General features: G+C 43.3%; 26 protein-coding genes. 16 read left to right on the top strand and 10 right to left on the bottom strand.

Annotated elements, in window-relative coordinates; all coding sequences use genetic code 11:
- Positions 1-161: 161 nt before the first annotated feature.
- The 10 genes from nrdR (at position 162) to ACEN2L_RS04055 (ending at position 6,851) form a co-directional block, all read left to right on the top strand.
- Positions 162-611 carry a transcriptional regulator NrdR gene (nrdR, locus tag ACEN2L_RS04100; protein WP_306021236.1) on the top strand — a complete coding sequence of 150 codons (450 nt, stop codon included), beginning with the start codon at positions 162-164 and terminating at the stop codon, positions 609-611.
- Between the two features lie 43 nt (positions 612-654).
- On the top strand, positions 655-1,782 hold the full coding sequence (gene ribD / locus ACEN2L_RS04095; protein ID WP_441741915.1) for a bifunctional diaminohydroxyphosphoribosylaminopyrimidine deaminase/5-amino-6-(5-phosphoribosylamino)uracil reductase RibD: 1,128 nt from the start codon (positions 655-657) through the stop codon (positions 1,780-1,782).
- A gap of 27 nt (positions 1,783-1,809) precedes the next feature.
- Positions 1,810-2,481, top strand: coding sequence for a riboflavin synthase (locus ACEN2L_RS04090; protein WP_441741913.1), 672 nt, complete (start codon positions 1,810-1,812; stop codon positions 2,479-2,481).
- A 41-nt stretch (positions 2,482-2,522) separates the two neighbouring features.
- A complete protein-coding gene (gene ribBA, locus ACEN2L_RS04085; RefSeq protein WP_306021239.1) occupies positions 2,523-3,620 on the top strand; it encodes a bifunctional 3,4-dihydroxy-2-butanone-4-phosphate synthase/GTP cyclohydrolase II in 1,098 nt (365 codons plus the stop codon).
- A 119-nt stretch (positions 3,621-3,739) separates the two neighbouring features.
- A complete protein-coding gene (gene ribH, locus ACEN2L_RS04080; RefSeq protein WP_441741911.1) occupies positions 3,740-4,216 on the top strand; it encodes a 6,7-dimethyl-8-ribityllumazine synthase in 477 nt (158 codons plus the stop codon).
- Positions 4,217-4,639: a transcription antitermination factor NusB gene (gene nusB / locus ACEN2L_RS04075; protein WP_306021241.1), complete on the top strand. Its 423-nt coding sequence runs from the start codon at positions 4,217-4,219 to the stop codon at positions 4,637-4,639. It begins immediately after the preceding gene.
- A gap of 64 nt (positions 4,640-4,703) precedes the next feature.
- Positions 4,704-5,666, top strand: coding sequence for a thiamine-phosphate kinase (gene thiL, locus ACEN2L_RS04070; protein ID WP_306021242.1), 963 nt, complete (start codon positions 4,704-4,706; stop codon positions 5,664-5,666).
- Between the two features lie 68 nt (positions 5,667-5,734).
- Entirely contained in the window at positions 5,735-6,193 is a 459-nt protein-coding gene (locus ACEN2L_RS04065; RefSeq protein ID WP_441741908.1) for a phosphatidylglycerophosphatase A family protein, read from the top strand.
- A gap of 153 nt (positions 6,194-6,346) precedes the next feature.
- Positions 6,347-6,625, top strand: a complete 279-nt coding sequence (locus ACEN2L_RS04060) for a hypothetical protein (RefSeq protein WP_306021244.1) — start codon at positions 6,347-6,349, stop codon at positions 6,623-6,625.
- Between the two features lie 49 nt (positions 6,626-6,674).
- Complete coding sequence (locus tag ACEN2L_RS04055) at positions 6,675-6,851, top strand: cysteine-rich CWC family protein (RefSeq protein WP_441741906.1); 177 nt, start codon at positions 6,675-6,677, stop codon at positions 6,849-6,851.
- A gap of 39 nt (positions 6,852-6,890) precedes the next feature.
- Here ACEN2L_RS04055 and ACEN2L_RS04050 read toward each other — a convergent pair whose 3' ends face one another.
- On the bottom strand, positions 6,891-7,277 hold the full coding sequence (locus ACEN2L_RS04050) for a VOC family protein (RefSeq protein ID WP_372340894.1): 387 nt from the start codon (positions 7,275-7,277) through the stop codon (positions 6,891-6,893).
- A gap of 180 nt (positions 7,278-7,457) precedes the next feature.
- Here ACEN2L_RS04050 and ACEN2L_RS04045 point away from each other — a divergent pair, with 180 nt between their 5' ends.
- Complete coding sequence (locus ACEN2L_RS04045; RefSeq protein WP_441741905.1) at positions 7,458-8,546, top strand: hypothetical protein; 1,089 nt, start codon at positions 7,458-7,460, stop codon at positions 8,544-8,546.
- A gap of 77 nt (positions 8,547-8,623) precedes the next feature.
- Here ACEN2L_RS04045 and ACEN2L_RS04040 read toward each other — a convergent pair whose 3' ends face one another.
- The 3 genes from ACEN2L_RS04040 to ACEN2L_RS04030 all read right to left on the bottom strand — a co-directional run bounded on the left by ACEN2L_RS04040 (position 8,624) and on the right by ACEN2L_RS04030 (position 12,973).
- The gene (locus ACEN2L_RS04040) at positions 8,624-10,471 is read right to left on the bottom strand and encodes a DUF885 domain-containing protein (protein ID WP_441741903.1); all 1,848 of its coding nucleotides are present in this window, start codon (positions 10,469-10,471) and stop codon (positions 8,624-8,626) included.
- Between the two features lie 290 nt (positions 10,472-10,761).
- Positions 10,762-12,165 (bottom strand): MBL fold metallo-hydrolase RNA specificity domain-containing protein, encoded by a 1,404-nt coding sequence (locus ACEN2L_RS04035; protein WP_441741901.1) that lies wholly within the window; start codon positions 12,163-12,165, stop codon positions 10,762-10,764.
- 136 nt (positions 12,166-12,301) lie between these two features.
- Positions 12,302-12,973 carry a hypothetical protein gene (locus ACEN2L_RS04030; protein WP_441741899.1) on the bottom strand — a complete coding sequence of 224 codons (672 nt, stop codon included), beginning with the start codon at positions 12,971-12,973 and terminating at the stop codon, positions 12,302-12,304.
- Between the two features lie 176 nt (positions 12,974-13,149).
- On the opposite strand from ACEN2L_RS04030, the gene ACEN2L_RS04025 reads away from it, so the two are divergent.
- On the top strand, positions 13,150-13,365 hold the full coding sequence (locus ACEN2L_RS04025; protein ID WP_441741897.1) for a TIGR02450 family Trp-rich protein: 216 nt from the start codon (positions 13,150-13,152) through the stop codon (positions 13,363-13,365).
- A gap of 44 nt (positions 13,366-13,409) precedes the next feature.
- Here ACEN2L_RS04025 and ACEN2L_RS04020 read toward each other — a convergent pair whose 3' ends face one another.
- Positions 13,410-14,261 (bottom strand): LytR/AlgR family response regulator transcription factor, encoded by an 852-nt coding sequence (locus ACEN2L_RS04020; protein ID WP_441741895.1) that lies wholly within the window; start codon positions 14,259-14,261, stop codon positions 13,410-13,412.
- A gap of 119 nt (positions 14,262-14,380) precedes the next feature.
- Here ACEN2L_RS04020 and ACEN2L_RS04015 point away from each other — a divergent pair, with 119 nt between their 5' ends.
- Complete coding sequence (locus ACEN2L_RS04015; RefSeq protein ID WP_441741893.1) at positions 14,381-15,589, top strand: acyltransferase family protein; 1,209 nt, start codon at positions 14,381-14,383, stop codon at positions 15,587-15,589.
- A gap of 96 nt (positions 15,590-15,685) precedes the next feature.
- Complete coding sequence (locus ACEN2L_RS04010; protein WP_441741892.1) at positions 15,686-17,173, top strand: NCS1 family nucleobase:cation symporter-1; 1,488 nt, start codon at positions 15,686-15,688, stop codon at positions 17,171-17,173.
- 15 nt (positions 17,174-17,188) lie between these two features.
- Here ACEN2L_RS04010 and ACEN2L_RS04005 read toward each other — a convergent pair whose 3' ends face one another.
- The 4 genes from ACEN2L_RS04005 to ACEN2L_RS03990 all read right to left on the bottom strand — a co-directional run bounded on the left by ACEN2L_RS04005 (position 17,189) and on the right by ACEN2L_RS03990 (position 21,384).
- Positions 17,189-18,121, bottom strand: a complete 933-nt coding sequence (locus ACEN2L_RS04005; protein ID WP_441741890.1) for a 2-hydroxyacid dehydrogenase — start codon at positions 18,119-18,121, stop codon at positions 17,189-17,191.
- Between the two features lie 23 nt (positions 18,122-18,144).
- Positions 18,145-18,798 carry a dUTP diphosphatase gene (locus tag ACEN2L_RS04000; protein WP_306021427.1) on the bottom strand — a complete coding sequence of 218 codons (654 nt, stop codon included), beginning with the start codon at positions 18,796-18,798 and terminating at the stop codon, positions 18,145-18,147.
- Between the two features lie 621 nt (positions 18,799-19,419).
- Positions 19,420-19,737, bottom strand: coding sequence for a hypothetical protein (locus tag ACEN2L_RS03995; protein ID WP_306021428.1), 318 nt, complete (start codon positions 19,735-19,737; stop codon positions 19,420-19,422).
- Positions 19,738-20,121: 384 nt separating this feature from the next.
- A complete protein-coding gene (locus ACEN2L_RS03990) occupies positions 20,122-21,384 on the bottom strand; it encodes a multifunctional CCA addition/repair protein (protein WP_441741887.1) in 1,263 nt (420 codons plus the stop codon).
- 142 nt (positions 21,385-21,526) lie between these two features.
- Between ACEN2L_RS03990 and ACEN2L_RS03985 the strand changes: the two genes are divergently transcribed.
- Together ACEN2L_RS03985 and ACEN2L_RS03980 are read left to right on the top strand one after the other, a co-directional pair.
- On the top strand, positions 21,527-22,438 hold the full coding sequence (locus ACEN2L_RS03985; protein ID WP_441741885.1) for an ExeA family protein: 912 nt from the start codon (positions 21,527-21,529) through the stop codon (positions 22,436-22,438).
- Positions 22,431-23,585, top strand: a complete 1,155-nt coding sequence (locus ACEN2L_RS03980; protein WP_441741883.1) for a general secretion pathway protein GspB — start codon at positions 22,431-22,433, stop codon at positions 23,583-23,585. Before ACEN2L_RS03985 ends, ACEN2L_RS03980 begins: the two co-directional genes overlap by 8 nt.
- 10 nt (positions 23,586-23,595) lie before the next feature.
- Here the strand turns inward: ACEN2L_RS03980 and ACEN2L_RS03975 are convergent, their stop codons facing one another.
- A complete protein-coding gene (locus tag ACEN2L_RS03975) occupies positions 23,596-24,759 on the bottom strand; it encodes an HD-GYP domain-containing protein (RefSeq protein WP_441741881.1) in 1,164 nt (387 codons plus the stop codon).
- Between the last annotated feature and the right edge of the window lie 142 nt (positions 24,760-24,901).

The raw sequence follows: 24,901 nt of genomic DNA, 5'->3' as shown, positions 1-24,901 counted from the left end.
TTTTAGCACTTAAAATTGGTCTTGAGGCCTGACAGGGAGGCCAAAGTGGAGAAGCGTAATTGAATTTCACGATTAAAATGCCCACTTATTACTTGGGGTCTGTCACTTTGAGCGTTTTTTTGCTAGTTTATCCTCACTTTTTAAGGCCCTCAGAGATTGCTATGTTTTGTCCATTTTGCGCAGTGCAAGAAACCAAAGTGATTGACTCACGATTAGTCGCGGATGGAACGCAAGTCCGTCGTCGTCGTGAATGCACGATTTGCAAAGAGCGTTTTACTACATTTGAAATGGCTGAACTGGTGATGCCGCGCATTGTAAAACGGGGTGGTTCGAGAGAGCCCTTTAATGAAGACAAGCTGCGAGCTGGTTTACAGCGGGCGCTTGAAAAACGCCCTGTGAGCACCGAACAAATTGAAGAGTGCATCAGCCGTTTGAAATCCTCACTTCGCGCCACTGGCGAACGTGAAGTCGATAGTCAGTTTTTGGGTAACTTGATTATGGATGCGCTTAAAGAAATCGATAAAGTGGCCTACGTACGCTTCGCTTCTGTCTATCGCTCCTTTGAGGATATTCGCGAATTTGGCGAAGAGATTGCGCGCTTAGGCGATTAACGTTGGCTAAGAAGGCGTACCAGCCGTTCATTTTGGACTCAACATGTTAAATCAATTTAATTCAGTCGATGCCCGAATGATGGCCTTGGCTATTCAATTGGCCAAACGGGGTCAATATACTACCACGCCAAACCCAAATGTTGGGTGCGTGTTAGTCAATTCTCAGGGTAATATTGTTGGGCAAGGCTGGCATCAAAAAGCCGGCACTCCTCATGCTGAAGTCCATGCCTTAAAAGAAGCAGGAAGCTGGGCAAAAGGCGCTACAGCCTATGTAACATTGGAACCTTGCAGTCATTTTGGGCGAACGCCACCCTGTGCTAACGCTTTAATAGAAGCGGGAGTGAGTCGAGTTGTCGCGGCCATGGTGGATCCTAATCCCTTAGTGGCAGGCAGCGGTTTGGCCAAATTAACGCAAGCGGGTATCAGTACGGCTCATGGCTTGATGCAAACACAAGCTGAATCATTAAACCGTGGCTTTATCAAACGCATGCGTACTGGGCGACCTTGGGTAACCGTAAAACTTGCGGCAAGCTTAGATGGTAAAACTGCCTTGGCAAACGGCCAAAGTAAATGGATAACGGGGCCTATGGCGCGGCAAGATGTTCAACGACATCGCGCTCGCAGTTGCGCTATTTTGTCGGGCTCGGGCACGGTACTGGCTGACAATCCTGCACTCAATGTTCGTTATGCAGAACTGGGTTTAGACGAAACTGTTCTAACAGAAGCAAACTTAATTCAGCCCCGTAAAGTAATATTAGATGGGCGCAATCAACTTACACCGGATTTAACCTGTTTACAGTCTACTAGCCCGACCTTACTGATAAATAGTCGACCTAATCCCTTGCCATTCTTTGCCAATGTGACGCAATACCAAGCACCTGCGGTAAACAATCAATTGGATTTACATGCTGTTTTTAATTACTTGGGGTCACAGCAAATCAATAACCTGTGGGTTGAAGCAGGCGGCAAGTTAGCAGGGGCATTATTGCAAAGTAAATTGATTGATGAGTTGATTTTATATCAAGCGCCCAAACTTATGGGTAGCAAAGGGCAAGATTTATTTGACATTGCGCCTTTAACTAGCATGCAGCAAGCGTATTCTTTGTCGTGGTCAGATGTTCGTCAGATTGGTACTGATCTGAAGTTAACAGCAACGATAGCTTACGAATAGTGGCAAAACATTATAGAAAGAGAAACTATGTTTACGGGTATTATTGAAGATATAGGCGTGATCCAAAGTTTACAGCCAAGTGGTGAAGATATAAGGCTCACCATTAAGCCACACAAACTTGATTTAAGCGATGTGGCCTTAGGTGACAGTATTGCAAATAATGGGGTGTGCCTAACAGTGACAGCCCTAACCGATGCAACCTTTAGTGCTGATGTGTCTCACGAAACAATTAAACGCACGGGCTTTGCTCACTACCAAGCCGGTAGCAAGGTTAACCTAGAGAAAGCCTTGCAAGCTAATGGCCGTTTAGGCGGACACATTGTCAGTGGTCACGTTGATGGTGTGGGTGAAGTATTATCGATTAATAATGTGGGCCGCTATGTCGAAATTTGGTTAAAAGCCCCTGCATCATTAGCTAAATATTTGGCTGAAAAAGGCTCAATCACCGTGGACGGCGTGAGTTTAACGGTCAACAAAGTAGACGGTAGTCATTTTTTGATCACCTTGATCCCCCATAGTTTGCAAGAAACCATCATCGGTTTGTATAAAGTGGGTACTAAAATCAACTTAGAAGTTGACGTTATTGCACGCTATCTCGAACGCCTGATGCTGGGTGATAAAGCGGCCGAACACAGTAAACCCGCTCAGAAAAAAGACATCAGCATGGCGTTTTTAGCTGAAAACGGTTATTTGCGTTAAGTACCGCAACCATTAATTGAAACACAATAAGAAAATATCCTATGCCCTTAAATACCACCGCAGACATTATTGAAGATATCCGTCAAGGCAAAATGGTCATCTTGATGGACGATGAAGACCGAGAAAACGAAGGCGACCTGATCATGGCTGCTGAGCATGTCACGCCCGAGGCAATCAATTTTATGGTGACTCACGCACGTGGCCTCGTGTGTATGCCTATAACCGCAGAACGTGCCAAGCGTTTAAATTTACCGCTAATGGTTGATAATAATGGTGCGCAGTTTTCCACTAATTTTACCGTGTCTATTGAAGCGGCCGAAGGTGTCACTACGGGTATTTCAGCCGCTGACCGCGCTAGAACAGTATTAGCAGCGGTAGCAGCGGATGCTAAAGCCAGTGATATCGTCCAACCGGGTCATATTTTTCCACTTATTGCAAAAGAGGGTGGGGTACTAAATCGCGCTGGTCATACTGAAGCCGGCATTGATCTACCCCGTTTGGCGGGTTGCGAACCTGCATCTGTTATTGTTGAGATCTTAAACGATGATGGCAGTATGGCCCGCGGGCCAGAGTTAGAGGTGTTTGCCAAAAAACACCAACTCAAAATTGGTACAATTGCCGACTTGATCGAGTATCGTAACTTATACGAAACCACCATTGAGCAAGTGGCTAAATGTAAACTGCCCACTGAATACGGTGATTTTGATCTAATCACCTTTAAAGATGTGATTGATAATCAAGTACATTTTGCGATGTGCAAAGGTGAAATTAACGGCGACAAGCCTACCTTAGTGCGTGTGCATTTACAGAACAATCTTAGCGACTTGCTCGGTTCAAACCGAGGCATAGAACGCAGCATGAGTTTACCACAGGCCCTTAAGCAAATTGGTGAACAAGGTGGTGTGCTCGTATTATTGGGCAAAGAGCAGGATGTATTGGGGCAACTCAAGCAGTTTGAAGCAGAAGATAAAGGTGAATTGCCCACCGCCGCACCTCGCCAAGGCACATCGCGTACTGTTGGTGTGGGCAGTCAAATACTGGCTAGTTTAGGGGTTAAAAAGATGCGTTTACTCAGTCGACCTAAAAAATACCATGCATTATCAGGATATGGCTTAGAAGTAGTTGAATATGTTGAGTAACAATTCCACGCTAAAAGTGTCAAATGTGGCTTGCAACTCAATTAATGGGCAAAAAATCGATTAAATCTTAATACGGTTGTGCTAAACTGCGCGCCGTTTTTTCAAGTAAGGCACAGTACATGAATATCATTGAAGGTAATATCCGCGCAACAGGCAAAAAATTTGCGCTAGTTGTTGCTCGTTTTAACAGCTTTGTTGTAGAAAGTTTGGTTGATGGTGCATTGGATGCGTTAGAGCGCCATGGCGAGGTCAACGAACAAGATATCACCTTGGTGCGTGTACCCGGTGCATATGAATTACCCCTCGCTGCACAAAAGCTCGCTCAGTCTAAAAAATACGACGCCATTATCGCCTTAGGTGCAGTAATTCGTGGTGGTACGCCGCACTTTGATTTTGTTGCTGGTGAGTGTAACAAAGGCTTGGCTCAAGTATCTTTGCAGTATGGTATACCCGTAGCCTTTGGTGTGATTACCACTGACAGCATTGAACAAGCTATTGAACGTTCTGGTACTAAAGCAGGTAATAAGGGCGCTGAAGCCGCTGTCACTGCCCTAGAAATGGTCAATGTGCTTGCGAATATCGAAGGGACCAACTAGGTGAAACCTAAAGCCCGTAAACTCGCCAGAGAGCTTGCCACGCAAGCCATTTACTCTTGGCAGATGTCGAATAATCCGGTTGAGCAAATCGAATTGAGCATCGTCACGAGTAACGACATGAAAAAAGTCGATATGGAATACTTTCTGGAATTATTACGTTCGGTGGTGAAAGACTGCGCTGAACTTGATAAAAAAATTAAGCCTTTTTTAGGGCGCCTTCCCGAAGAGCTTGATCCAGTTGAAAAAGCTATATTGCGTTTATCAACCTACGAGTTAGTAGCCCGTATTGATGTGCCATACAAAGTGGTTATTAACGAAGCAATTGAACTTGCGAAGACCTTTGGTGCCGAAGAAAGCCATAAGTTCATTAATGGTGTGTTAGACAAAGCCATCAAAACCTTACGTAAAGATGAGCTGGCCTAACATCAAACTCAAGAATGCGGCTCATCGCATTCTTGTTTTATTTCCTCACTAAAAAGTTGTAAAAGTGAAAGAATTTTCGATCATAGACTCCTTCTTCAAAGCGCAAAGTCACCAACGCAAAGATGTTATTTTGGGTATTGGCGATGACGCCGCTCTGACTACGATACCTCAAGGCCAGGCATTGGTGACAACCACTGATACCCTGATTGCGGGTGTGCATTTTTTAGCGAATGCCAACCCCCACGCTATTGCGCAAAAAGCCATTGCGGTTAATTTAAGTGATCTCGCCGCCATGGGAGCAGAGCCTGCGTGGATCAGTTTATCTCTCAGTTTACCCATTGCTAACGAAGAGTGGCTTAAAGCATTTTCGCAGGGTATTGCTGAAATGACGCAATTTTATTCCATTCAGTTAATCGGTGGCGATACGGTACAAGGGCCTTTGGCCATTACTATCACTGCTCAGGGTTTTGTTCCACCAGAGCAAGCTCTGTTGCGCAGTAAAGCAAAACCGGGCGATTTTATTTACGTGACCGGCTGTTTAGGTGATGCCGGAGCGGGCTTAGATATCTTGCTGGATAAAGTGACCCTGAATGACCCAGACAACGCGGATTATTTACTGTCACGTTTGCATTACCCAACGCCGCGATTATTAGCCGGAACAAGTTTGCGTAGATTAGCCAACGCGTGTATCGATTTATCAGACGGTTTGAATTCTGACATCCGCCATATCCTAAAAGCCTCAAATTGTGGCGCCACTATCCACGTTGATAAACTGCCCTTGTCTAAAGCAATGCGCGAGAGTATTGACCCGCAAAAAGCCAGACAATACGCCTTAAGTGCGGGTGATGACTACGAGTTGTTGTTTACCGTAAGTGAAGAACAAAAAGGAAAGTTAGAGCTGGCTATGGCAAGCACTAACGTGGGTATTACTTGTATTGGGCAAATGAATGGTTTAGCTAATAAACTTGAACTGCGTCTTAACAATGCCTTACTAGAAGAGCAGCCCAGTGGCTATCAACACTTCTAGTCGTATTTCAGTTTTTCTTACAACAAATTGGCCTGCATATGCAGGCTGAACTGCGTCAAAGAGTCTCATTGAAAAATCCTGTGCATTTTTTAGCACTTGGGTTTGGTAGTGGTTTAGCGCCTAAGGCGCCTGGTACCTTTGGTACTCTCGCGGCCTTACCCTTGGTGCTAGTGCTCGGTTTATTTACCAGCTTACCTATTTATATCGCGCTTTGTGTGTTGTTTAGCCTTGCGGGAATTTGGTTGTGTGGCCGCACCGCCGAAGATATGCAAGTGCATGACGATTCGTCTATCGTATGGGATGAAGTTGCTGGCATGATGATCACCATGATTGCAGTGCCGCTTACTTGGCAAAATGTCGTGCTTGGTTTTATCTTATTCAGACTATTTGATATCGCCAAACCGTGGCCAATAAGTTACCTAGATAAACATGTACACGGGGGCTTTGGTATCATGGTTGATGATGTATTGGCCGGGGTGTTTTCGTTAGTCTGTGTGCACCTTTTTCTTGCCTCTCCTTGGTTCTAGTTCAGATTTTAGTTTCGTACAATTCATTAATATTTTTGTTTTAAGCTTAGTTTTTTCTCTCTTTATTGAACTAGTTATGTGCATTTGCATCAAATGTAACTATAAGGTTAATAAGCCTTTGCAACTTTCCCTTTTAACTGAAGAAACTAAGTCATGGCAACGTTAAGTAATTCAACTCTCCACTCCACAGCACCTAAAAATGGGTTTGAGCCAGCGAAACCCATTTTGTATATTCTGTTAGATATTTTGGGTGTGTTAATGATATTTCTCGGTTTAGCTCAGCAATTTGGTAAGGGAAACGTACTCCCTGACGTGATGAATATTCACTACTCTGGGCTAATTATGATGAGTTTAGGGTTGGCCTTAACCCTGCCATTTTTTGCATGGACAGTAAAAACCTGTAGTAAAATTCTGAATAATATTTCAATTTAAGACCAGATGAGGGCCAAAATCGTCGTAACTAGAGTGTCCCAAATTTCCTATGAGTAGCGTGCAAGTTTGCCCATTCTGCCAACTACATAATGCATGTGGCATTGATAAAATTGAACAATGTTGGTGTGTGGTACAAACCATTCCGGCTGCTATGATATCTCTGTTGCCCGCAGAACATCAAAATACGCACTGTATCTGCGCCTCGTGTGCAGGCATTCAATGCTAACCCAGATACTTTTTCACTGGTATCGCACAGTAAGTAAGCTCAACTTAGTGAGTGCAAGCCAAACATATTTCCTTCGGTGTCGACAGCTAAGACAATAAACCCGTATTCACCAATCGACATCTTATCACGCTGGATTTTACCGCCGGCTTTTTCAACCCGTGCAGCATTAGTGGCACAATCATCAACGTTAAAATACACCAAGGTGCTGTTGCCGCCTGATGGGAACCCCGGCATGTATACCAGAGCACCACTGGCACCGTAGATATCCATATTAGAGGCAAAGCCGTACATGTTGATTTCTGCAGGCCCCATGGGCTTGAGTTCAGTTTCTAATACAGTTTCATAGAACTGTTTCGCTCTAGACATGTCTTGTACGTATATTTCAAACCATGAGACGGGATTTCTGATCAGTGGATTAGACGCCATACTCTATTTTCTCTTAGGGTAAAAAGGTATTTCTAGAGTATCACCGCGTGTTTGTCGAATTTAACTCAGTTTTAGTTCATTGCAGCAGAATGTATTGAGAAGGCTCAAGCTTAAATAAAACGTTCATACAAAGATGCGATGCTTAATGGTTGAAAAATTAGCCCAAGGCAAACAACCACTATGAAACTTAATTCCATTAAAACGCGCTTAGTTCTGATTATTTCAATCTGTTTATTTGGCATGCTGATCTTGGTTGTAAACCAAATTTATAACACACAGCGCTTAGTTAAATTAAACAATCAAAATAAACAGTTACTAAAATTGAGTCAGGGTTTATTGCAACTTCGTCGTCACGAAAAAGACTTTATGCTGAGATTAGATCCTCATTACATCGAGATGTTTCGACAACGAGCAGAGCAGTTTAGTGAGCAGATTGAGCAGATAAAATCATACTTTGATGAATTTACCCAAAGTGAAAGGGCGTTCAACGAGTTACACTCCAGTTTTGTGTTGTATCACAGTCAATTTCTCGCGTTGTCGAGATTGCAACAGCAAATTGGACTTGATGAAAATCAAGGTTATCAAGGGCAATTTAGGCAGGCCACCCATGCGCTTGAACAAGAGTTAATTGCGCAAAAGCGCGTAAATATGCACATCGTCTTACTGCAAATTCGCCGCAGTGAAAAAGACTTTTTACTGCGTAAAAATAGGCAATATGTTGAGCAAGAACAGCGTCTTTATCAGCAACTTCAAGCCGCCATGCACTCACTTGAGCCAAATGACGAAGCCCTATTACAAGGTCACTTAGATACCTATCAGCAAGGCTTTATGCAATTAGTTGCCGCTTATCAAGAAATGGGCTTAGACCATAATTCGGGTTTACAAGGTCAGTTTCGTCAGCAGGCGCATGAACTAGAAGCTCAACTGAATGAGGTAAGCCATCAATTTGAAATTTTGATTAGTGAAGCTGAGTATCAAGTTGAGCGAAACAGTTTGCTGATCATGGCTGTGACGTCGTTGATACTCATGGTGGTATTACTCAGAAGTTATCTTACTTTTCAGCGCGCGTTTCTAAACTTCGTCATGTTTTTTTATCGCTGTAAACGGGAGTATCAGCACATGGACAGCAACAAACTGGGCTTTGCAGAGTTTAAATATTTAGCGACTATTGCTAATGAAATGATTGACGCTCGGCGTGATATTGAACGTCAGCTGCAAGCAGCTCATCAGCATATTGCCAAACTCAAACAGGAACCTGAACAAATTTAACTGGGTCAAGTTGAGTGAAATGTTGAGTACAAAAAATCCGGCATATGCCGGATTTTTAAAACTGACTTAAGCTAGCTTTATAATTGTTTAGCGACCCATGACTCTATTTTTGTTTGAAGTAAATTCAGTGGTACTGGGCCATCTTTAAGCACTTGGTCATGAAAATCTCGGATATTGAATTTATCGCCCAATTTGTTTTTGGCGTATTCACGTAATTCCATGATTTTCAGCTTACCGATCATATAGGCAGTAGCTTGGCCGGGCATGGCAATATATCTTTCGATTGCTTTCACCGAGTCATTTTCTGGATTAGGGGTATTGGCCACCAAATATTCAATGGCTTGTTCTCGACTCCATTTTTTAGCATGGATACCTGTGTCGACCACTAAGCGACATGCGCGCCATAACTCCATCGCTAAGCGACCAAAGTCAGAGTAGGGGTCTTTATAAAAGCCCATATCTTTGGCTAATTCTTCTGAATACAAACCCCAGCCTTCAGTGTAAGCAGTGAACGAAGCGTATTTTTGGAATTCAGGGATCCCATCTAGCTCTTGCGCAATCGCTCGTTGCATGTGGTGACCGGGAATACCTTCATGGTAGGCCAGCGCTTCCATCTGGTAGGTTGGCATGTCCTTAGTATTGTACAAATTTGCGTAATAGGTGCCTGGTCGAGAGCCGTCTTTTGAGGGGCTTTGATAAAAGGCTTTACCAGCGGATTTTTCTCTAAAGGGTTCAACTTGTTTAACGACCATGCGGGCTTTTGGCAACAAACCAAAGTAATCCGGTAGCATAGACTCCATGGTATCAATCAAGGCTTTGGCTTCAAGTAAATAGGCCTGCTTACCCTCATCGGTATTGGGATAGTAAAACTGCTCACTACTACGCATGAATTCGAAGAATTCAGTTAAGCTGCCTTCAAACTTCACGGTTTGCATAATATCTCGCATGGCATTGTGAATACGCTCTACATTTTGCAAACCGATGTTGTGCACCTCATCAGCGGTTAAATCTGTCGTGGTAAACCATGCTAATCGATTAGCGTACCAACTATCGCCATCGGGTAATCGCCATACGCCGTCACCTTCTGGCGTGAGCGCTCTTTGAGTGTTAAGTGCTTCAATCAAAGATAAGTAGGCCGGTTGCACTGTCTCCAGTAAGGCGCTTTTCGCTTGTTGTAAAAATTGCTCTTTTTGCGCTGGCGCGATATCAAGCTTAGCTACTTTGCTTTGAAAATCTTGCCAAATGGTTGACGTATTATCTGAATCATCAAACGGGCTACCACTGATCACATTTTGTGAGGCTTGGATCATTTGATCATAAGACCAGCGAGGCGGAAATACGCCCAACTCTTCACGAATTTTTAATTGGTCGATCGTTTGTTTAAAAAGCTGCTCTGTGCCTCGTAAACGCGATACATAGTCTTGTGCATCTTTTGGGGTTTCGACTTTATGTATGTTTATCAAGAAGCTGGGTACCATGGTATGCACAGCACTGAACTGATGCATAATATAGGTGTGATGACGAAATTTATCGTTTGCCAGTTTGCGCTCTAAATCGATTTTAGCAATGGATAAACTCAGTTGTTCTAACTCTGTGAGTTTTGTCTCATCAAAGCCTTGTAACTCGGCTAAACGCTGTATTCTAATTTTCTGGGTTTGATCATTAGCTGCTTCATCAATTTGATCCCAACTATCGTAGTTCCACTTATAGCCGAGATAACTTTGAGACTGGGGTGAGCGTTTGAGGTCTTGTTCAAACATATCTGCAAAATACGTCGCTAAACGGGTGGATTCGCTTTCAGCTAGGGTGCTCACTGCGCTGGTAGCGTTGGCTGTATGGCTTTGATTTGATGTGCTATTTTCACTGCAACCGAGCATAGATAGTGCGAGTAAGGTCATGGGAAACAAAGTATTGATCTTTTTCATTTTAAAAGCCCTTTCATCGTTTTTATTGTAATGGTGTTTATCCGCTCTGCGTTTTTGGCCCCCTAGCACAAAACACACAAGCTGGATGATCGCCAAGACTTTAGCATTGCCAGTGTCGCTTTACTGCCGAAAAAAGATAAAGTGACAGCGCCTTGCGTCCAATTCAATCAGCTAAGTCGATTTTACTTAATTGAATGATGCAATAAGGGGGAAGCGTAAATAATAAGTTGCAGAGAAAGAGCTGAAACTCTGTGACTGAGCCCCAGCTCAACAAGATTGGATCAAACCAACTAAAAGACCATACTTTGCCCGAGGCTTGGAACGAGCGCTCTGATGCCTTTATCAGTCCATAATTTTTGCGCCAGTGTTTCTAGTGCCTGTGGCTCGCCATGCACTAACACTACTTTAGGTGAGGTGTCGAAATGGCTGAGCCATTCAATTAATTCGCTTTGACCGGCATGTGCAGAAAAACCACCCAGTGTTTCAATCTGAGCCTTAACGACGTAATCATCGCCAAACAGTTTTAAGCGCGATAGCCCATCCACTAATAAGCGCCCTAGCGTACCATTTGCTTGGTAGCCACAAAAAATAACAGTGTTACGGGCATCCCATATTCGTTGTTTAAAATGATGCCGTATGCGGCCACCTGTGCACATTCCACTGCCCGCAATAATGATTGCGCCTTTTTTTATTTTATTCACCAGCATGGATTCATCCGGTGAAACCGATAAAAACAAACGGGGAATAAAATCGCTTAAAATAGAGTGAGCATGAGGGCTGGCTTGCTCAATTTCGCTGCGATCAAGGGCATGAAACCATTTGTCATATACACGAGTAACTTCAATCGCCATAGGGCTATCTAACACCACTTGCCAGTTATCTAGTAAGCCCTCTTGATGTAAACAACCCAAGTAAAACAAGATCTCTTGAGTGCGCCCTACGGCAAATGCGGGGATCATAATATTGCCGCCCCTAGCCTCAGTGTCGTGCAAAACCGTTTTTAATTGATTAACGGTATCATCGATTGACTTGTGGTTGCGATCGCCATAAGTTCCCTCCATCAGGACTACGTCAGCCTGCGTGAGAATGCTAGGATCTTTCATTAATACCGCGCTTTTGTTACCTAAGTCACCGGAAAAAACCAAGGTTTTTTGTTCTTCGCGTTCAGTAAACTTTAACTCGACTATAGCTGAGCCTAGAATATGCCCTGCATCGTGGAAACAAACTGAGGCATCATCGGCTACGTGAAATGGTTTTTTATAAGGATGCGCGACACATTGACTCAGTGTTTGCAGTACATCTTGCTCGCTATATTCAGGTTCGAGCAAGGGCTTGCCTTTTCGGGCGAGGCGGCGATTTTCCCGCTCCAGATCGCTCATATAAATACTGACTGAATCACGCAACATGACCACTAACAAGTCAGCGGTTTCTAAAGAGCAATAAATCGGTCCGGTAAAACCGTCGTGTACTAATTTGGGCAACATGCCACTGTGATCAAGATGAGCATGAGACAGTATCACCGCATCAATAGAGGCAGAGTTAAAAGCAAAATGACCATCGCCTATACGCGCAATTGAATTTCCACCTTGATGCATACCACAATCAAGTAATAGCTTTCCAAAACTTGCTGACTCGACTAAATGACAAGAGCCAGTCACTTCTTGCGCCGCTCCCCAAAAATAAACAATGGCCATCGTAGTTACCGCGAAAAGTTAACAAAATGTAAAATAACTATATCGCGCAATAAAACGGTGACTTTGTTTTAGATCAAGTTTGCCGGCTATATTGCTTGGCTTTGAGCACGGGCAGGTAGTTGCCGCTAAAGGCAACCTACCTTGCTGAATTAGTGCTTGCTTCGCTAAGCCCCAAGGTCTGCTTTAGCTCTTCGAAAAAGGGTGTTGCCTCACCACGAGCGTTATGGTTTAGCCGCTGATTGGATAAAGTAAAACTATCGATATTAAATAAATACTCGCGTGCTTGAGTTAGATAAGCCACCACATCAGGCTCACTGATATCCGCTTCTTGTAATTGTTTGGCGTACTGCTGCGATGTGCCCAACTCGATTAATTCAGCCAACTTATTAAGGGTATCTAATTGCTTTTGCAGGGTTTTATTACGATCCAAGTACGTCTGCAACTGCTGCATCGCTCGGTCATCGGGTAGAGCCTGATGTTGTACTTGCCAATACCCATCGATATGTTTAAGGTCTACTGACCCCTCAATCCCCAAATCTTGCGCGACTTGTTGTAAGTCTTTACTCACGCTAAACATGTTAAAATTGAACATGTTCTCTAGGCTCTGTAGGTTTAAGCTGGTATCTCCACTTTGAATTTGCGCTAAGGTGCTGTCCAAATCACCCGTGGCAATATCACGTTGCAGGTTGCGGATATCATTACCGACATCTTGTTTTTGTTTGGCGGCTAAACTCGCTAAGCTTGAGTCAGCTTTACTTGAATTTGAAATGTAATCAAAAAGTGAGAGCGGCGTGTTAAGTACTTGCATGTATCGTCCTAGGGTAACGCTTGTGACTTGCTTTGAGAAATACAGCAAAACACAGGCCATTACGCTTAATTAAGTCAAGCCCTCTCTTAAAAACGATCTAAATCGTAATCTAGCGCTTACAAGAGCCTTATTAGCCAGACCTTATTTGTTTTACCTTTATTAGGACAATGACAACTGTGAATAGAGTTAACCCTAAAAAATTACTCAATACCAAGTGGACTGCAGTGATGCCAATAAATAAAGAAAAGCATTTTATCATCACCAAGGTCGAGTTTGACGAAGAAGGTGAAGTACTTGGATGTGTAATTGAAGCCATTATGAATAAGCGCGAACAAGCCATTCAATGGCAAAACTTACAAGACTCAAATGTGTGGTTGCAAGGTTGGAAATAAGTGTTCTGCCATTCAGTACAATATGATGGATTTACGGCTTTAAACTAGCTTAGGCTTTGCTTGAATTCGTCTTTATAGCGTCGCGATAGGTTGAGTTTGTGGCCACTTTTTAATTGAATTTCGCCGTCGCCGCTTGGCACATAACTGATATGTTCAATGGCATTATGGTTTACGGCATGACTGCGGTGAATACGGCTAAAACCTTTGCTTTTTAAGCGTTCAGTCAAGTCTGCGAGGGTGGCACGTAAAGGGTAAATTCTGCCGCCACTATATAAATTAACGTAGTTGCCAGAGGATTCCATCCATTCAATATCCGCCACTTTGACTAAAAACTCTCGGTCGAGTTTTCTGACTAACAGATGCTCTGGCACCTCGACTATGTCATGTTCCGGTGGTTCTGAGTCTATCAAGTTGGCTTCGCCTTTTAAGCGCCGATAAATAAACTGATATAGCTGGTACAGAATGACAAAAAACACATAGCCCCAGACATCTTTGCGGTATTCATAAAAAAACTCGCGCAGGACTGGTCCAAAATTGTAGTTACCATCGGCTAGCCAATATGCCCCTTCGCGCATTAACACCATTAAACTGACATGGGCTACAGAATATAACAATGAAATAAACAGATGTTGTGCGAGTTGTCGTTTGATATGGCTTAAACGTAAGGGAATACGTTGCCATATATAAAATACCAGTGGTAACAATATAATGTTGCTCAAGGCGCTAGAATATTCCCAAATAAAGGGTTCCCACATGGCAAAATCAGGTGTGCCTTCGCGCGTGGTTTCCATCCAGTCAGAGGTGGCATTGATGGTATTGTTAATCAACAAATAGCCAATAATGAGTACGCTAAGATAGATTTTTTTATTGGCATCGAACCGTTCAAATAAAGTCACTCAAACTCATCCCTATTATCCACCACTTGTCCCTAAGGCTTAACCGTTGGGCCTCTAGCTCTGTGATGTTTGTGTTTATGTCTACAAAATTACCACAGTATTTAACTGCAGGGACTGTTATGACTCAAGAACAAGCGTTACAAAATGTACGTCGTTACGATATCGATTGGCTGCGCACTTTGGCCTTTGCTGTATTAATTTTATATCACGTAGGTATGTATTATGTATTCGAGTGGGGCTGGCACGTGAAAAGTCCGAATCAGAGTGAGTGGTTGCAAGACTTGATGATAATGACTAATCAATGGCGCATGTCCTTGCTATTTTTTATTTCAGGTTTGGCACTGGCTTTAGTCAGTCATAAATACGCTGGCTGGCGTCTGGCTAGGCTGCGCAGTAACCGCCTATTTGTGCCCCTCATTTTCTCTATGTACTTCATCGTAGCCCCGCAATTATTCTATGAATTACAGCAAAACGCGGGACTGACAATGGATTACTGGTCGTTTTTGCAAGAATACTGGAATGTTGATACCGCTTTAGCACCAGAGAAACATACATCCATCGGATTGCTTACATGGAATCATCTTTGGTTTTTGCCCTATTTGTGGGTGTACAGCATGCTGTTTTTGATGGGGCGGCCATTAATCAATTTACTCTTGCTGCGCTGGGGGCCAAATTCTATTCCTCTGTGGATTTTTGTCAGTGTTTTACTGATTGTTAGCGCGTTTACTTGGCTTACCTTAAGTCGGCATTTCCCCAGCACGCACAACTTATTACATGATTGGTACAACCATGCCCATTACTTTTTTGTTTTTCTCGCAGGTGCACTATTAGTTAATTTTGGCGCTTTATGGCAAAGCTTAATTGCGAAACGCCGAGTCTTTGCGCTGTTTGCCCTTTTGGGATATGTGTGGTTAATCATGGATCGTCACGGCTATTTAGATGTGGGCGATGAGCTTGATCAACTTTGGCTTATTCAATTTGCTCATGGCCTATTACTTAGTATTAATCATTGGGCATGGATTTTTGCACTGATTGGCTATGCGGGACGTTATTTAAATTTTTCAAATCGCTTTTTGTCCTATGCCAATGAAGCGATTTTACCTTGGTACATCTTTCATCAAACATTGATTATTATTTTTGCCATGCAGCTTTTGCCGTTTGATCTGCCTGCAATCTTAGAAGCACCAATCCTTATTTTGCTTACGTCACTAGGTTGCTTAGTCGGCTATGAAGTGGTGCGCAGAACCTGGCTTACGCGTTGGTTATTTGGTTTGAAAGTGAGCGTTACTAAATCTCATCATGCAGTTTTAACAATTGAAGGAAAATGACTTTTTTAATCATTGCATCAAACTTCCAATTGGATATAAATTAAACACTCAACATAGAAGGTGTATTCATTTTATTTAAAAATAAAGGATAGAAAGATGCAAATAGAGGATTACGCGGGTGTAAGCAAAAAATCCTCCATGCAGCTAAAAGGGGATTTTGTTGAACTAGATGTGCAAGACGATGTACGTCTGAGCCCCTTATATAATGAGGATATTGCTCCCACTAAAATAGCGCAGCGAACTTGGCACAAAACAAATGTGGCGGCGTTATGGGTTGGCATGGCCATTTGTGTGCCGTCCTATTCCTTGGGCGGTGTATTAACGGCTTACTTTGGTTTGTCGGTCACCGAGGCACTGATAAGCATTTTAGTTGCCAATTTGATTGTGCTTATACCGCTTACGCTCAATGCCTTTGCTGGCACCAAATATGGTATTCCCTTTCCGGTGTTACTGCGATCTTCCTTTGGTTTGTATGGCTCTAATGTCCCTGCTTTAATTCGTGCTCTTGTCGCTTGTGGTTGGTTTGGTATTCAAACCTTATTTGGTGGTTTGGCTTGTCATTTGTTGTTTTCAGCCTTACTACCCTCATGGGCTGAACTTGGCAGTGTAGGGGAGGTATACGGTTTTTTTATCTTCTGGGCTCTTAATATCTGGGTGGTGTTAAAAGGTGAAAACGCCATAAAACATTTGGAGAATTGGTCAGCCCCATTGTTGGTTATAGTCAGCGCTGGCTTAATGTGGTGGGCGTTGCCACAAATCGATGTGCCAGCCTTATTAGCGACACCGGCATCAAGGCCTGAGGGTGAGCCTGTGTTGGGATATATGTTGGCCGGTGTGACCGCGATGGTAGGTTTTTGGGCCACCCTGAGTTTGAACATTCCAGACTTTAGTCGTTATGTTAAATCACAAAAGGATCAAGTTATCGGTCAGGTGGTGGCGCTGCCTTTGACCATGTTTTTCTTTGCCGCTCTGGGTGTCATTTTAACCTCTGCTTCCACTGTATTGGTGGGTGAAACGATCTCGGATCCCATCAACTTAATTAGTAAAATTGACAGCCCCTTATGGGTGGGATTGGCTATGGTAATGATTATCATAGCAACCTTATCCACCAACAGCGCAGCGAATATCGTATCGCCTACTAATGATTTCCAGAATATGGCACCCCAGTTTATCAATCAGTCCAAGGGCGTGTTGTTAACTGGTTTGATTGGTATTGCTTTAATGAGCTGGGAGCTGTTAAAAAAGTTACATTGGATCGAATCTGATCGCAGTGTCGAAGCGCTGTATTCAAACTGGCTGTTAGGGTATTCGAGCCTTCTTGGGCCGATAGCAGGCATTATGATTGTGGATTATTTTATTATCAGGCGTCAGCAATTAGACTTAGTCGATTTGTACAAACAAGGCGGGCGTTACCCTAACTTCAACCTAGCAGGCTTATTGGCTTTCGCTATTCCCGTTGCATTGACCTTAGCGTCACTGTTTCACTCATACTTTGTATGGTACTACCAATATGGCTGGTTTACCGGTTCGTTTACTGGCGCGGCTATTTATTATGGTTTAAAGCGCAATAGCCGCACTTCGTAAACCTCATTGCTGACATTAATACCCAGCATTGAGGTCAACCACACCCACCATCGTATCTTTGTTTATGTAACGTTGCACGTTGGCAAGCAGGGCTTGGCCCGCACTATCATTTTGGGTAATGGCCGCGATATGTGGCGTAACCCAAATTTGCGGGTGTTGCCAAAATGGATGGTCTGCTTGTAGCGGCTCTTTGGCAAAGACATCGAGTACTGCATAGCGTAAATGTTGCTGGTTCAATAAGTTAAGTAAATCATGTTCAACAATATGTTCGCCACGTCCGACATTAATCACGCTGGCGCCTTTTGGTAAACAAGCGAGGGTGTGTTGATTCAAAATGCCGCGGGTTTCATCGGTAAGAGGCAGTAAACACACCACAATGTCACTTTGTTGTAAAAATACCTTAAGCTGGTCGTTGCCATGAAAGCACTGCATATCAGGGAGAACCTTTGGGCTTTTACTCCAACCGTGAACGCTAAAACCTAAATTTTGTAAACCGAGCGCAGCAGCTTGGCCTAAATTGCCCAATCCCATGATGCCTATTTGACGCTTTGCTGTGCTTACGCCAGGTAGTTGCTGCCACTGGCCTCGTTGGTTCATATTCACATAAGCGAGTGTGTCTCGGTGGATATTCAGTACCGACATTTGTACAAATTCTGTCATGCCTTGTTGAATACCGGGATCTAACATTCTGACCACTTGTAATTCTTTTGGCACCGTAGCGATATTCAGTTGGTCAACGCCGGCGCCTACAGAAAAAAGTACTTTTAAGTTGGGATAATCCTGTTGGTAGTCTCTAGGTGGGATCCAACAAACCAGCATATCAATGGCTGATTTGTCCTCTATTTCTGGCCAATTGTGCCATTTTACTTGCGGCAAATGTTGCGCAAACAGGGTTTGCCAATGTTGCCCGCGTTCAGCGGGGCCACGATAGAGAATGTTGAGTGCCACCTAGCGGTCTCCTTACTTGCTATTTAGTTTGGGTAACGCTGTTTTAAGCCGCTGTATACCTGAGTGCTGTAGTCTGCAAGACTAATATCTAAGCTGTTTAATACATCTACTAAATGTTCGTTGTCTTCGCGGCCCTGCCAAACTTTGCGATAAGTGCCTTCTTTGTAGCCATGGTCTTGGCGGAAAAAATTCAACACATTTTTGCCCACATATTGGCGGTATAACTCGTTTGAGTCCATTTCAGCCTGTTCGACAATCTTAATGAATAAGGGCACATCAAAGCGTTTTGCCGCGCACAAACCGGCCATCAATTCAAGGTTATCAAGTATTGATAAGCGACTAAAATCATAGTCTTGACCATCAAACACTAGACTTGTGCGTTTAGATTCGAGTTGCTCGGCAATGGTTTGCGCAGACTGCTCGATGTTGCCGTTATACTCGATAATGATGTGTGACAAAGCAAAATGCCAAATGTCGACTAATTCCATTTGCAATTGGGCTAGATCTTTGTGCTGGGCTTTCCACCACTTCCAACCATGATGTTCAATCCCCTCTACTGATTCAATCATCGCCGCACGAAGGTAAGCGTAACCTGCTGTTAACCAATTGGGATTGACTTTGATGTTCATGCTGTTTTGAAGTGCGAGCATGGTGGCAAGTTGCGTGGGTGTTAGCATAGTGGGTCCTGTTCATCATTGGAGTGTTCAAAAGACTAAAAAGCAAAAGGCTAAAAAAGCAAAAAAGAGGGCGCTGTACTGCCCTTTTCTTACTGTCTTAAGTTAGCACAAGGCGGTGTATTGGGTCACGAAGTGTGTTCGATAAAAGCGATTTTTTAATTGTAACGATATCGGCGCTTTCACTGAAGGTTGATTGCGAGATATTTGATCTCTAACGCGACTTCGTTAAATAGCTTGCGAGTCTGTGCGTTAAATTGTGCAGGTATCAGGTTTCTGATGACCATCTTGCAATAGTGAGGCTTGCAGGCCTAGTTGAGATACCGTTTGAGTCATGTTGTCTAAGCCATAATTAGCGGATATCTAGCGAGACAAAAAGCATGCGCTATACACTATTGAATTTCAATACCCAAAGGTTAGGAACCAAAACCTGTATGACCGAAAACCTAGGAATTAAAAAAGAACATTTAAGCAGTGAATGGTAAACGAATTATTGCGCGGAAAAGCAAGGATGACGCCCTAGAATGCTACATTAGAAAGGCTTTTACATTGAGCGGTGTAGCAAAAAAGCATTTAACAAACCTGCTGTGCTATACCGCACAGCAGATTCAGTTAAATTAGGTCTTATTTAACGTTTTTGATGAAATCAATAACGTTAGTCGCTTGGCGAGTTTCAGAGAACTCAGCGATGCTTTTTCCATCACAGCTTACGTTTTCTAGCACTAGGTCTAGAGCACGTTGTCTTGAGTTAGCAAAAACGCCAACTTGCTTAGATACAGCGCGTTTGAACAAACTAGCATCATTGTTAACAGCTGCTTTGCAGAAACTAGCAAATTCAGTGTCACCAACAAACTTAACTTTTTTGGCGCTATCTAAAGCAGCAGTAGCATTGAATGACAAGCTAGCAGCGGCAACAACAACAGAAACAAGTAACTTTTTCATATTCAATACCTCGTTAATTAATTAGTTCAATCATATGAGTTGTTTAATGCATCAACTCTCGGAACAAATAGTAATTAAGTTACAAAAAAATGTTGTTTTTTCTTTGTATAGCTTTAATTAAGCTTTTGTAAATTAGGGTTGTTAATGCGTTAACATTATTTAAGCTTATGATTTTTATGTATTTTTGCTCTTGTTATATTCCTTATTGATATAAGTATATTTAAAAAAAGACTTAATAATTCTGTAATTTAATTACATTTTGGACTTGAGTACAGGTGAGAAGCAACATTTGTTACATTTAGCGGCGGGTAATAGCGGTATTCTCGATTTATGACGGCAGAATTGCGCAGGATAAATCGAGGAACAACTCACAGTAATCTTGACTTAATGCTGATAAGTGGCTTTTAAGTGGCTAATTGCCTTTATTCTGTATTCAGTTAAACGCTGTTTGATCGCCTCACCTTTTAATCCTGATTCAACAATGGCTTTTACATCAACCTGTAAAGCAACTTGATAGGCTTGCCAAATAAAATCCGCATTGGGGTAGGGGCGATTTTCAAAACCGGTACGCCCACGAGCATCCGCTTCACAAGCCAGTAAAAATTCTTTAAAGCGCTCAGGCTTGCGCCAGGGATCGCATTGACTGAACATTTTTACGATAGTGCTGGCTTTGAGTTCAAAGGCACGATGAACATGGGTATGGTATTCGCTCATTATCATCGCTAATTCTCGGCAATCATTCGGAGCCTTGATCCGTTCACACAAGGTTTTGATGGCGGATAAACCGGATTTTTCGTGGCCAGGGTGGGAGGGCAGGTATTTTTCTGGTGTAAGCCCTTTGCCAAGGTCATGAACCAACGCGGCAAAGCGCACGGTGAGTTTTTCGCTCAGCTTAGCCGCCTGTTGTAACACCATGAGGGTATGGACACCTGTGTCAATTTCGGGATGCCATTTTTCTGGATTAGGAATCCCCCATAGTGTAGCGAGTTCGGGAAACCACACATTAAGTGCGCCACATTGTTTTAATACATCAATATAAATCTCTGGTGAGGGACCAGATAGACTGCGTGCGGTTTCTTGCCATACTCGCTCTGCACTTAAATGCTGTATCTCGCCAGAGTGACAAATCGCTTGCATCAGCGCCATGGTTTCATCAGCTATAGTAAAGCCCAGTGCTGCATAACGGGCAGCAAACCGAGCGACCCTGAAAACTCGTAGGGGGTCTTCTATAAATGCAGCTGAAACATGCCGTAGCTTTTTGTCTACTAGGTCCTGTTGCCCATGGTAGGGGTCAACAATGTGATCATGCTCATCTAAGGCCATGGCGTTAATAGTGAGGTCGCGACGCAGTAGGTCTTGCTCTAAGGTAACGTCTTGGGCGGCATAGCATTCAAAACCGTTGTAGCCTTGGCCTGTTTTTCGTTCAGTACGAGCCAGGGCGTATTCTTCTTTAGATTTAGGATGCAGAAATACCGGAAAATCAGCCCCTACTTGCTGATAGTTAAGATCCAGCATCTGTTTTGGCGTAGCACCTACAACTACCCAATCGCGATCTTTGATTTTAAGGCCGAGCAGTTTATCGCGCACTGCACCACCGACTAAGTAAACTTGCATGTTGTTGATTTTATTTTTAAAGGCTTGACCCAAACATTATGCCTTAATCAAGGCTAATTGCATCAATCTAAGGGGATAAAAAGATCGTAAATCAAGGTCTTGTCCCTTTGACAAGCGCAGCCTTACTGGTTAGTTTAGCTGCGCAACTTTCACACGGGCTGGCCACAGTAAAACTATGTATTTGAGTTATTTTGGATTATCGGATAATCCCTTTTCTATCGCACCTAATCCTGATTATTTATACATGAGTCCACGCCACAAAGAAGCCTTAGCTCATCTGATTTTTGGCCTGCGCGAAAGCGGGGGGTTTGTGATGTTAACAGGTGAGGTCGGCACCGGAAAAACCACTGTATCTCGCAAGTTAATGCAGCAACTCCCGCAAAATACCCAAGTGGCAATGATACTCAATCCCACCTTGTCAGCTATCGAGTTGTTGGCCACTATTTGTGATGAATTGGGCATTGAACACGAAAATAAGCAAGTAAGCCTCAAGTATTTTACCGATTTGATTTTGGCAAAACTCGCAGCAAACCATCAGTTAGGAATGAACACCGTTCTGATAATAGATGAAGCCCAGCATTTACAACCCGAAGTTCTAGAACAACTTCGTTTACTAACGAACCTAGAAACTCATCGTGAAAAACTGCTTAAAGTGGTGTTGATTGGTCAGCCTGAATTACAGCAGCTCCTCAAGCGTAATGAGTTACGCCAATTAGCTCAGCGGATTACGGCTCGTTATCATTTGTTGCCCTTAACCGCCACTGAAGTTAAGTCATATATCGGTCATCGACTCGGGGTCGCTAATGGCGATATTAGTATCTTTAGCCCCGCCACACTGCGGGCTGCGTTTCAAATTACTGGTGGTATTCCAAGAGTGATTAATTTGCTTTGCGACAGAGCCTTAACGCTCACCTTTACCAAACAGTTACCTGTAGTTCAAAAGCATATTTTTTACGCTGCGGCTGAGCAAATACTGGGGGATGATGTGGTTAAGCAGCGTGTTGGCAAGCCTTGGACATATATTATGCTGGCCAGTTTTATCGGCGCTGCCATCTTAGGTTTTTGGGTAGGGCGACTTTATGCATAATAACTGTATTGCAACAGCGTCCCTTGTGCCGGGAATGGTTATTGTACAAGTGACTAAACAAAATGGCCCTCTTAAAATTCGCAAGTCAGGTTTAGTTACCAGTGTTGAGATGATCCAAGGCTTAATTGAAATGGGTATTCAGGAAGTGCAAATTGATCCGACCCAAACCGTTGAAATTGAAACGCCCGTGGTCCATAGCTCAGCGACCTTACAATTATTGCAAAGTGGTTCAGGTATTCAAAATAGGCAAGACAGCCAATTGCATGATCAATTTAATCGCAGTTTGTTTTTGCCTTCTGTGCAGGACATCCCGTCGGCGTGGCAAGTTTACGCTAAACGTTACACTTTGCTGTTGGCGATGATGCTGGGCGGTTTTGCCTTTGGCTTCGCTATTGCCTATATACCAAATGTGCTGAGTTTACGTAGCCCCTTGGTGGTCACAGATGGCCGACTCACTTCAACAACTGCGGCCAATGTTGAGGTTCACAACGATGTTGACCTTCAACACGCGGTAAGCGCCAGTGATGCCACTCTCATTGAGAGCGCTCAAAATAATGAGCCAGTCGTTAACCAGTCCTTGCCCTTAGCGGCTGAGCCAGTTCAGAAGGTGCCAAAGGAGCTAACGCCAGTTATGCAAGCGCCTGTTGTTCAGCAGACAAAGCCGGTAAAACAAGATGTTGAACCAGCCATTGTTCAAGAGAGCGTGCAGCCTAAAGCCGAGCCTGAGCCTCAACCTCAACTCTCCCCTGAATTGCTCAAGCGTTTTGAAACTGTCATTAAACAGATGGATAAAGAAGCCGCAAACGGGCAAAGTAGTCGCGAGTCCCTTGAGCGCTTTAACCAAGCGGATAGTCAGATCCAGCGCTCACCAGCCCTGACACCACCAACTCATCAATCAGGCTCACAAAATGTACCCCGAATAGATCAATTACCAGCTTGGGTGATGAATGAGTTGCCGAGTATGTCGTTTTCAGCACACATGTTCGCGTCTAACCCAGCTGATCGCTGGGTCAGAGTCAATGGTCAAAGAATGTTAGAAGGGGATGTGATCGACAACAAAGTTCGCATCATTCAAATTGCCTCTCAGCATGTGATACTGAACTATCAAGGCCACGAATTTAGCATGATGGCGATGACAGATTGGTAGAGACTTGCGGCTATTTTGCGCTGAAGGTTTGTATCAAAAACTGCTGTAAATTCACCCCAAAATCGGCAGGATCAATACTGCCTTTGATGACATCTTCAGACTTTGCTAAATCTAAGGGGTAAGGTTCACCGCTTTGCTTAGTTTGCAAATCATAAAACACCATGACAATCGGTTTAAGTGGATTACGTTTATTGCGATTTAACACGATCGCTAACTTGTCACTGGATAACTTAACCAGTGAGCCAACGGGGTTTGCACCTATACAAGAAATAAACGCTTTTAATAGCTTTTGATCAAGGCCTGGAATGTCATCCGTCATCAACAGAAGAGCACTGGCAGGTTTGTAGGCATCGCGATAGGGGCGTTTGGTGGTGAGAGAATCATAGACATCAACAATTGCGGCCATCCGACCATAAACCGATATATGTTGTTCGGTTAAGGCCTCAGGGTAACCGGAACCATCCAACCGTTCGTGATGCAGCTCAATAACTTCACGACTAATATCAGAGATATCGTCTAGTTGGCCTACTAAGTCCAACGCCACTTTGACGTGCTTTTGCATTTTTTGAGTGTCGGCTTGGTTAAAACTCTCTGGTTTTTCGGTTAACAACAAGGGCAATTTAAGCATGCCGATGTCCATCAATAATGCCCCAACTCCCAGCGCTTGCATCACCTCTTCGTCATAACCTAGGTGACGAGCAAACAACATAATTAAGATCGAACAATTCAGACTATGCTCGATAAAGTATTGGTCGTTTTCACTGACAAGGGTGACAATGCTCATCGTATCTTCATTATCGAAAATACGTTCTAACAAGTGGTGAGCCAATTCGTCTACCGCTTCTAAGTTTGCAATTTTTCCTTTGGAAATCCGATCCATCAAACGGCTTTGAATATCTTTTGCTTGCTCAAATATTTTTAAAGAATGCTCAAGTTGCTGCCCATAGTCTTTACTAAACTCTTGCATACTCAAGTCATGTAAACCGCTTTGTTCACCCAGGCTTTTGCTCAGGTCAATCTCAAGTTCTAGGATCCCTTTTTCTTGTAGTTTGGTGATTTCTTCTTCTCGCTTGACCGTTCCGCTGGAAGCTAACCTTAATTTTCCCTTTTGTTTCACCACGCGAGTCACAAACATGCCCGTTTGTAATTCACTAATTTCAATGATTTTTAACATGAATACTTGGTCTCGTTTATGTTCGAATACACTTCGCTGATATAGTCTTAATTAACTTATGACTTGGCTCAAGTTGTTGTTTAATCCGATGCTTTTATGGTCCTAAATAAAATACAAATTTTGGTCAAAAATTGCGCCTGTT

Source organism: Flavobacterium sp. W21_SRS_FM6 (genome assembly GCF_052119645.1).
Classification (GTDB): Bacteria; Pseudomonadota; Gammaproteobacteria; order Enterobacterales; family Alteromonadaceae; genus Paraglaciecola.
Note: the sequence above shows the minus strand (reverse complement) of the source record. Positions and strands in the feature narration are given on the sequence as shown.

Bases quoted from the DNA above. Each gene is read 5' to 3' on its own strand.
- nrdR (WP_306021236.1), top strand. From the start codon at position 162: ATGTTTTGTCCATTTTGCGCAGTGCAAGAAACCAAAGTGATTGACTCA.
- ribD (WP_441741915.1), top strand. From the start codon at position 655: ATGTTAAATCAATTTAATTCAGTCGATGCCCGAATGATGGCCTTGGCT.
- ACEN2L_RS04090 (WP_441741913.1), top strand. From the start codon at position 1,810: ATGTTTACGGGTATTATTGAAGATATAGGCGTGATCCAAAGTTTACAG.
- ribBA (WP_306021239.1), top strand. From the start codon at position 2,523: ATGCCCTTAAATACCACCGCAGACATTATTGAAGATATCCGTCAAGGC.
- ribH (WP_441741911.1), top strand. From the start codon at position 3,740: ATGAATATCATTGAAGGTAATATCCGCGCAACAGGCAAAAAATTTGCG.
- ACEN2L_RS04060 (WP_306021244.1), top strand. From the start codon at position 6,347: ATGGCAACGTTAAGTAATTCAACTCTCCACTCCACAGCACCTAAAAAT.
- ACEN2L_RS04055 (WP_441741906.1), top strand. From the start codon at position 6,675: ATGAGTAGCGTGCAAGTTTGCCCATTCTGCCAACTACATAATGCATGT.
- ACEN2L_RS04050 (WP_372340894.1), bottom strand. From the start codon at position 7,277: ATGGCGTCTAATCCACTGATCAGAAATCCCGTCTCATGGTTTGAAATA.
- ACEN2L_RS04045 (WP_441741905.1), top strand. From the start codon at position 7,458: ATGAAACTTAATTCCATTAAAACGCGCTTAGTTCTGATTATTTCAATC.
- ACEN2L_RS04040 (WP_441741903.1), bottom strand. From the start codon at position 10,471: ATGAAAAAGATCAATACTTTGTTTCCCATGACCTTACTCGCACTATCT.
- ACEN2L_RS04035 (WP_441741901.1), bottom strand. From the start codon at position 12,165: ATGGCCATTGTTTATTTTTGGGGAGCGGCGCAAGAAGTGACTGGCTCT.
- ACEN2L_RS04030 (WP_441741899.1), bottom strand. From the start codon at position 12,973: ATGCAAGTACTTAACACGCCGCTCTCACTTTTTGATTACATTTCAAAT.
- ACEN2L_RS04015 (WP_441741893.1), top strand. From the start codon at position 14,381: ATGACTCAAGAACAAGCGTTACAAAATGTACGTCGTTACGATATCGAT.
- ACEN2L_RS04010 (WP_441741892.1), top strand. From the start codon at position 15,686: ATGCAAATAGAGGATTACGCGGGTGTAAGCAAAAAATCCTCCATGCAG.
- ACEN2L_RS04000 (WP_306021427.1), bottom strand. From the start codon at position 18,798: ATGCTAACACCCACGCAACTTGCCACCATGCTCGCACTTCAAAACAGC.
- ACEN2L_RS03995 (WP_306021428.1), bottom strand. From the start codon at position 19,737: ATGAAAAAGTTACTTGTTTCTGTTGTTGTTGCCGCTGCTAGCTTGTCA.
- ACEN2L_RS03985 (WP_441741885.1), top strand. From the start codon at position 21,527: ATGTATTTGAGTTATTTTGGATTATCGGATAATCCCTTTTCTATCGCA.
- ACEN2L_RS03980 (WP_441741883.1), top strand. From the start codon at position 22,431: ATGCATAATAACTGTATTGCAACAGCGTCCCTTGTGCCGGGAATGGTT.
- ACEN2L_RS03975 (WP_441741881.1), bottom strand. From the start codon at position 24,759: ATGTTAAAAATCATTGAAATTAGTGAATTACAAACGGGCATGTTTGTG.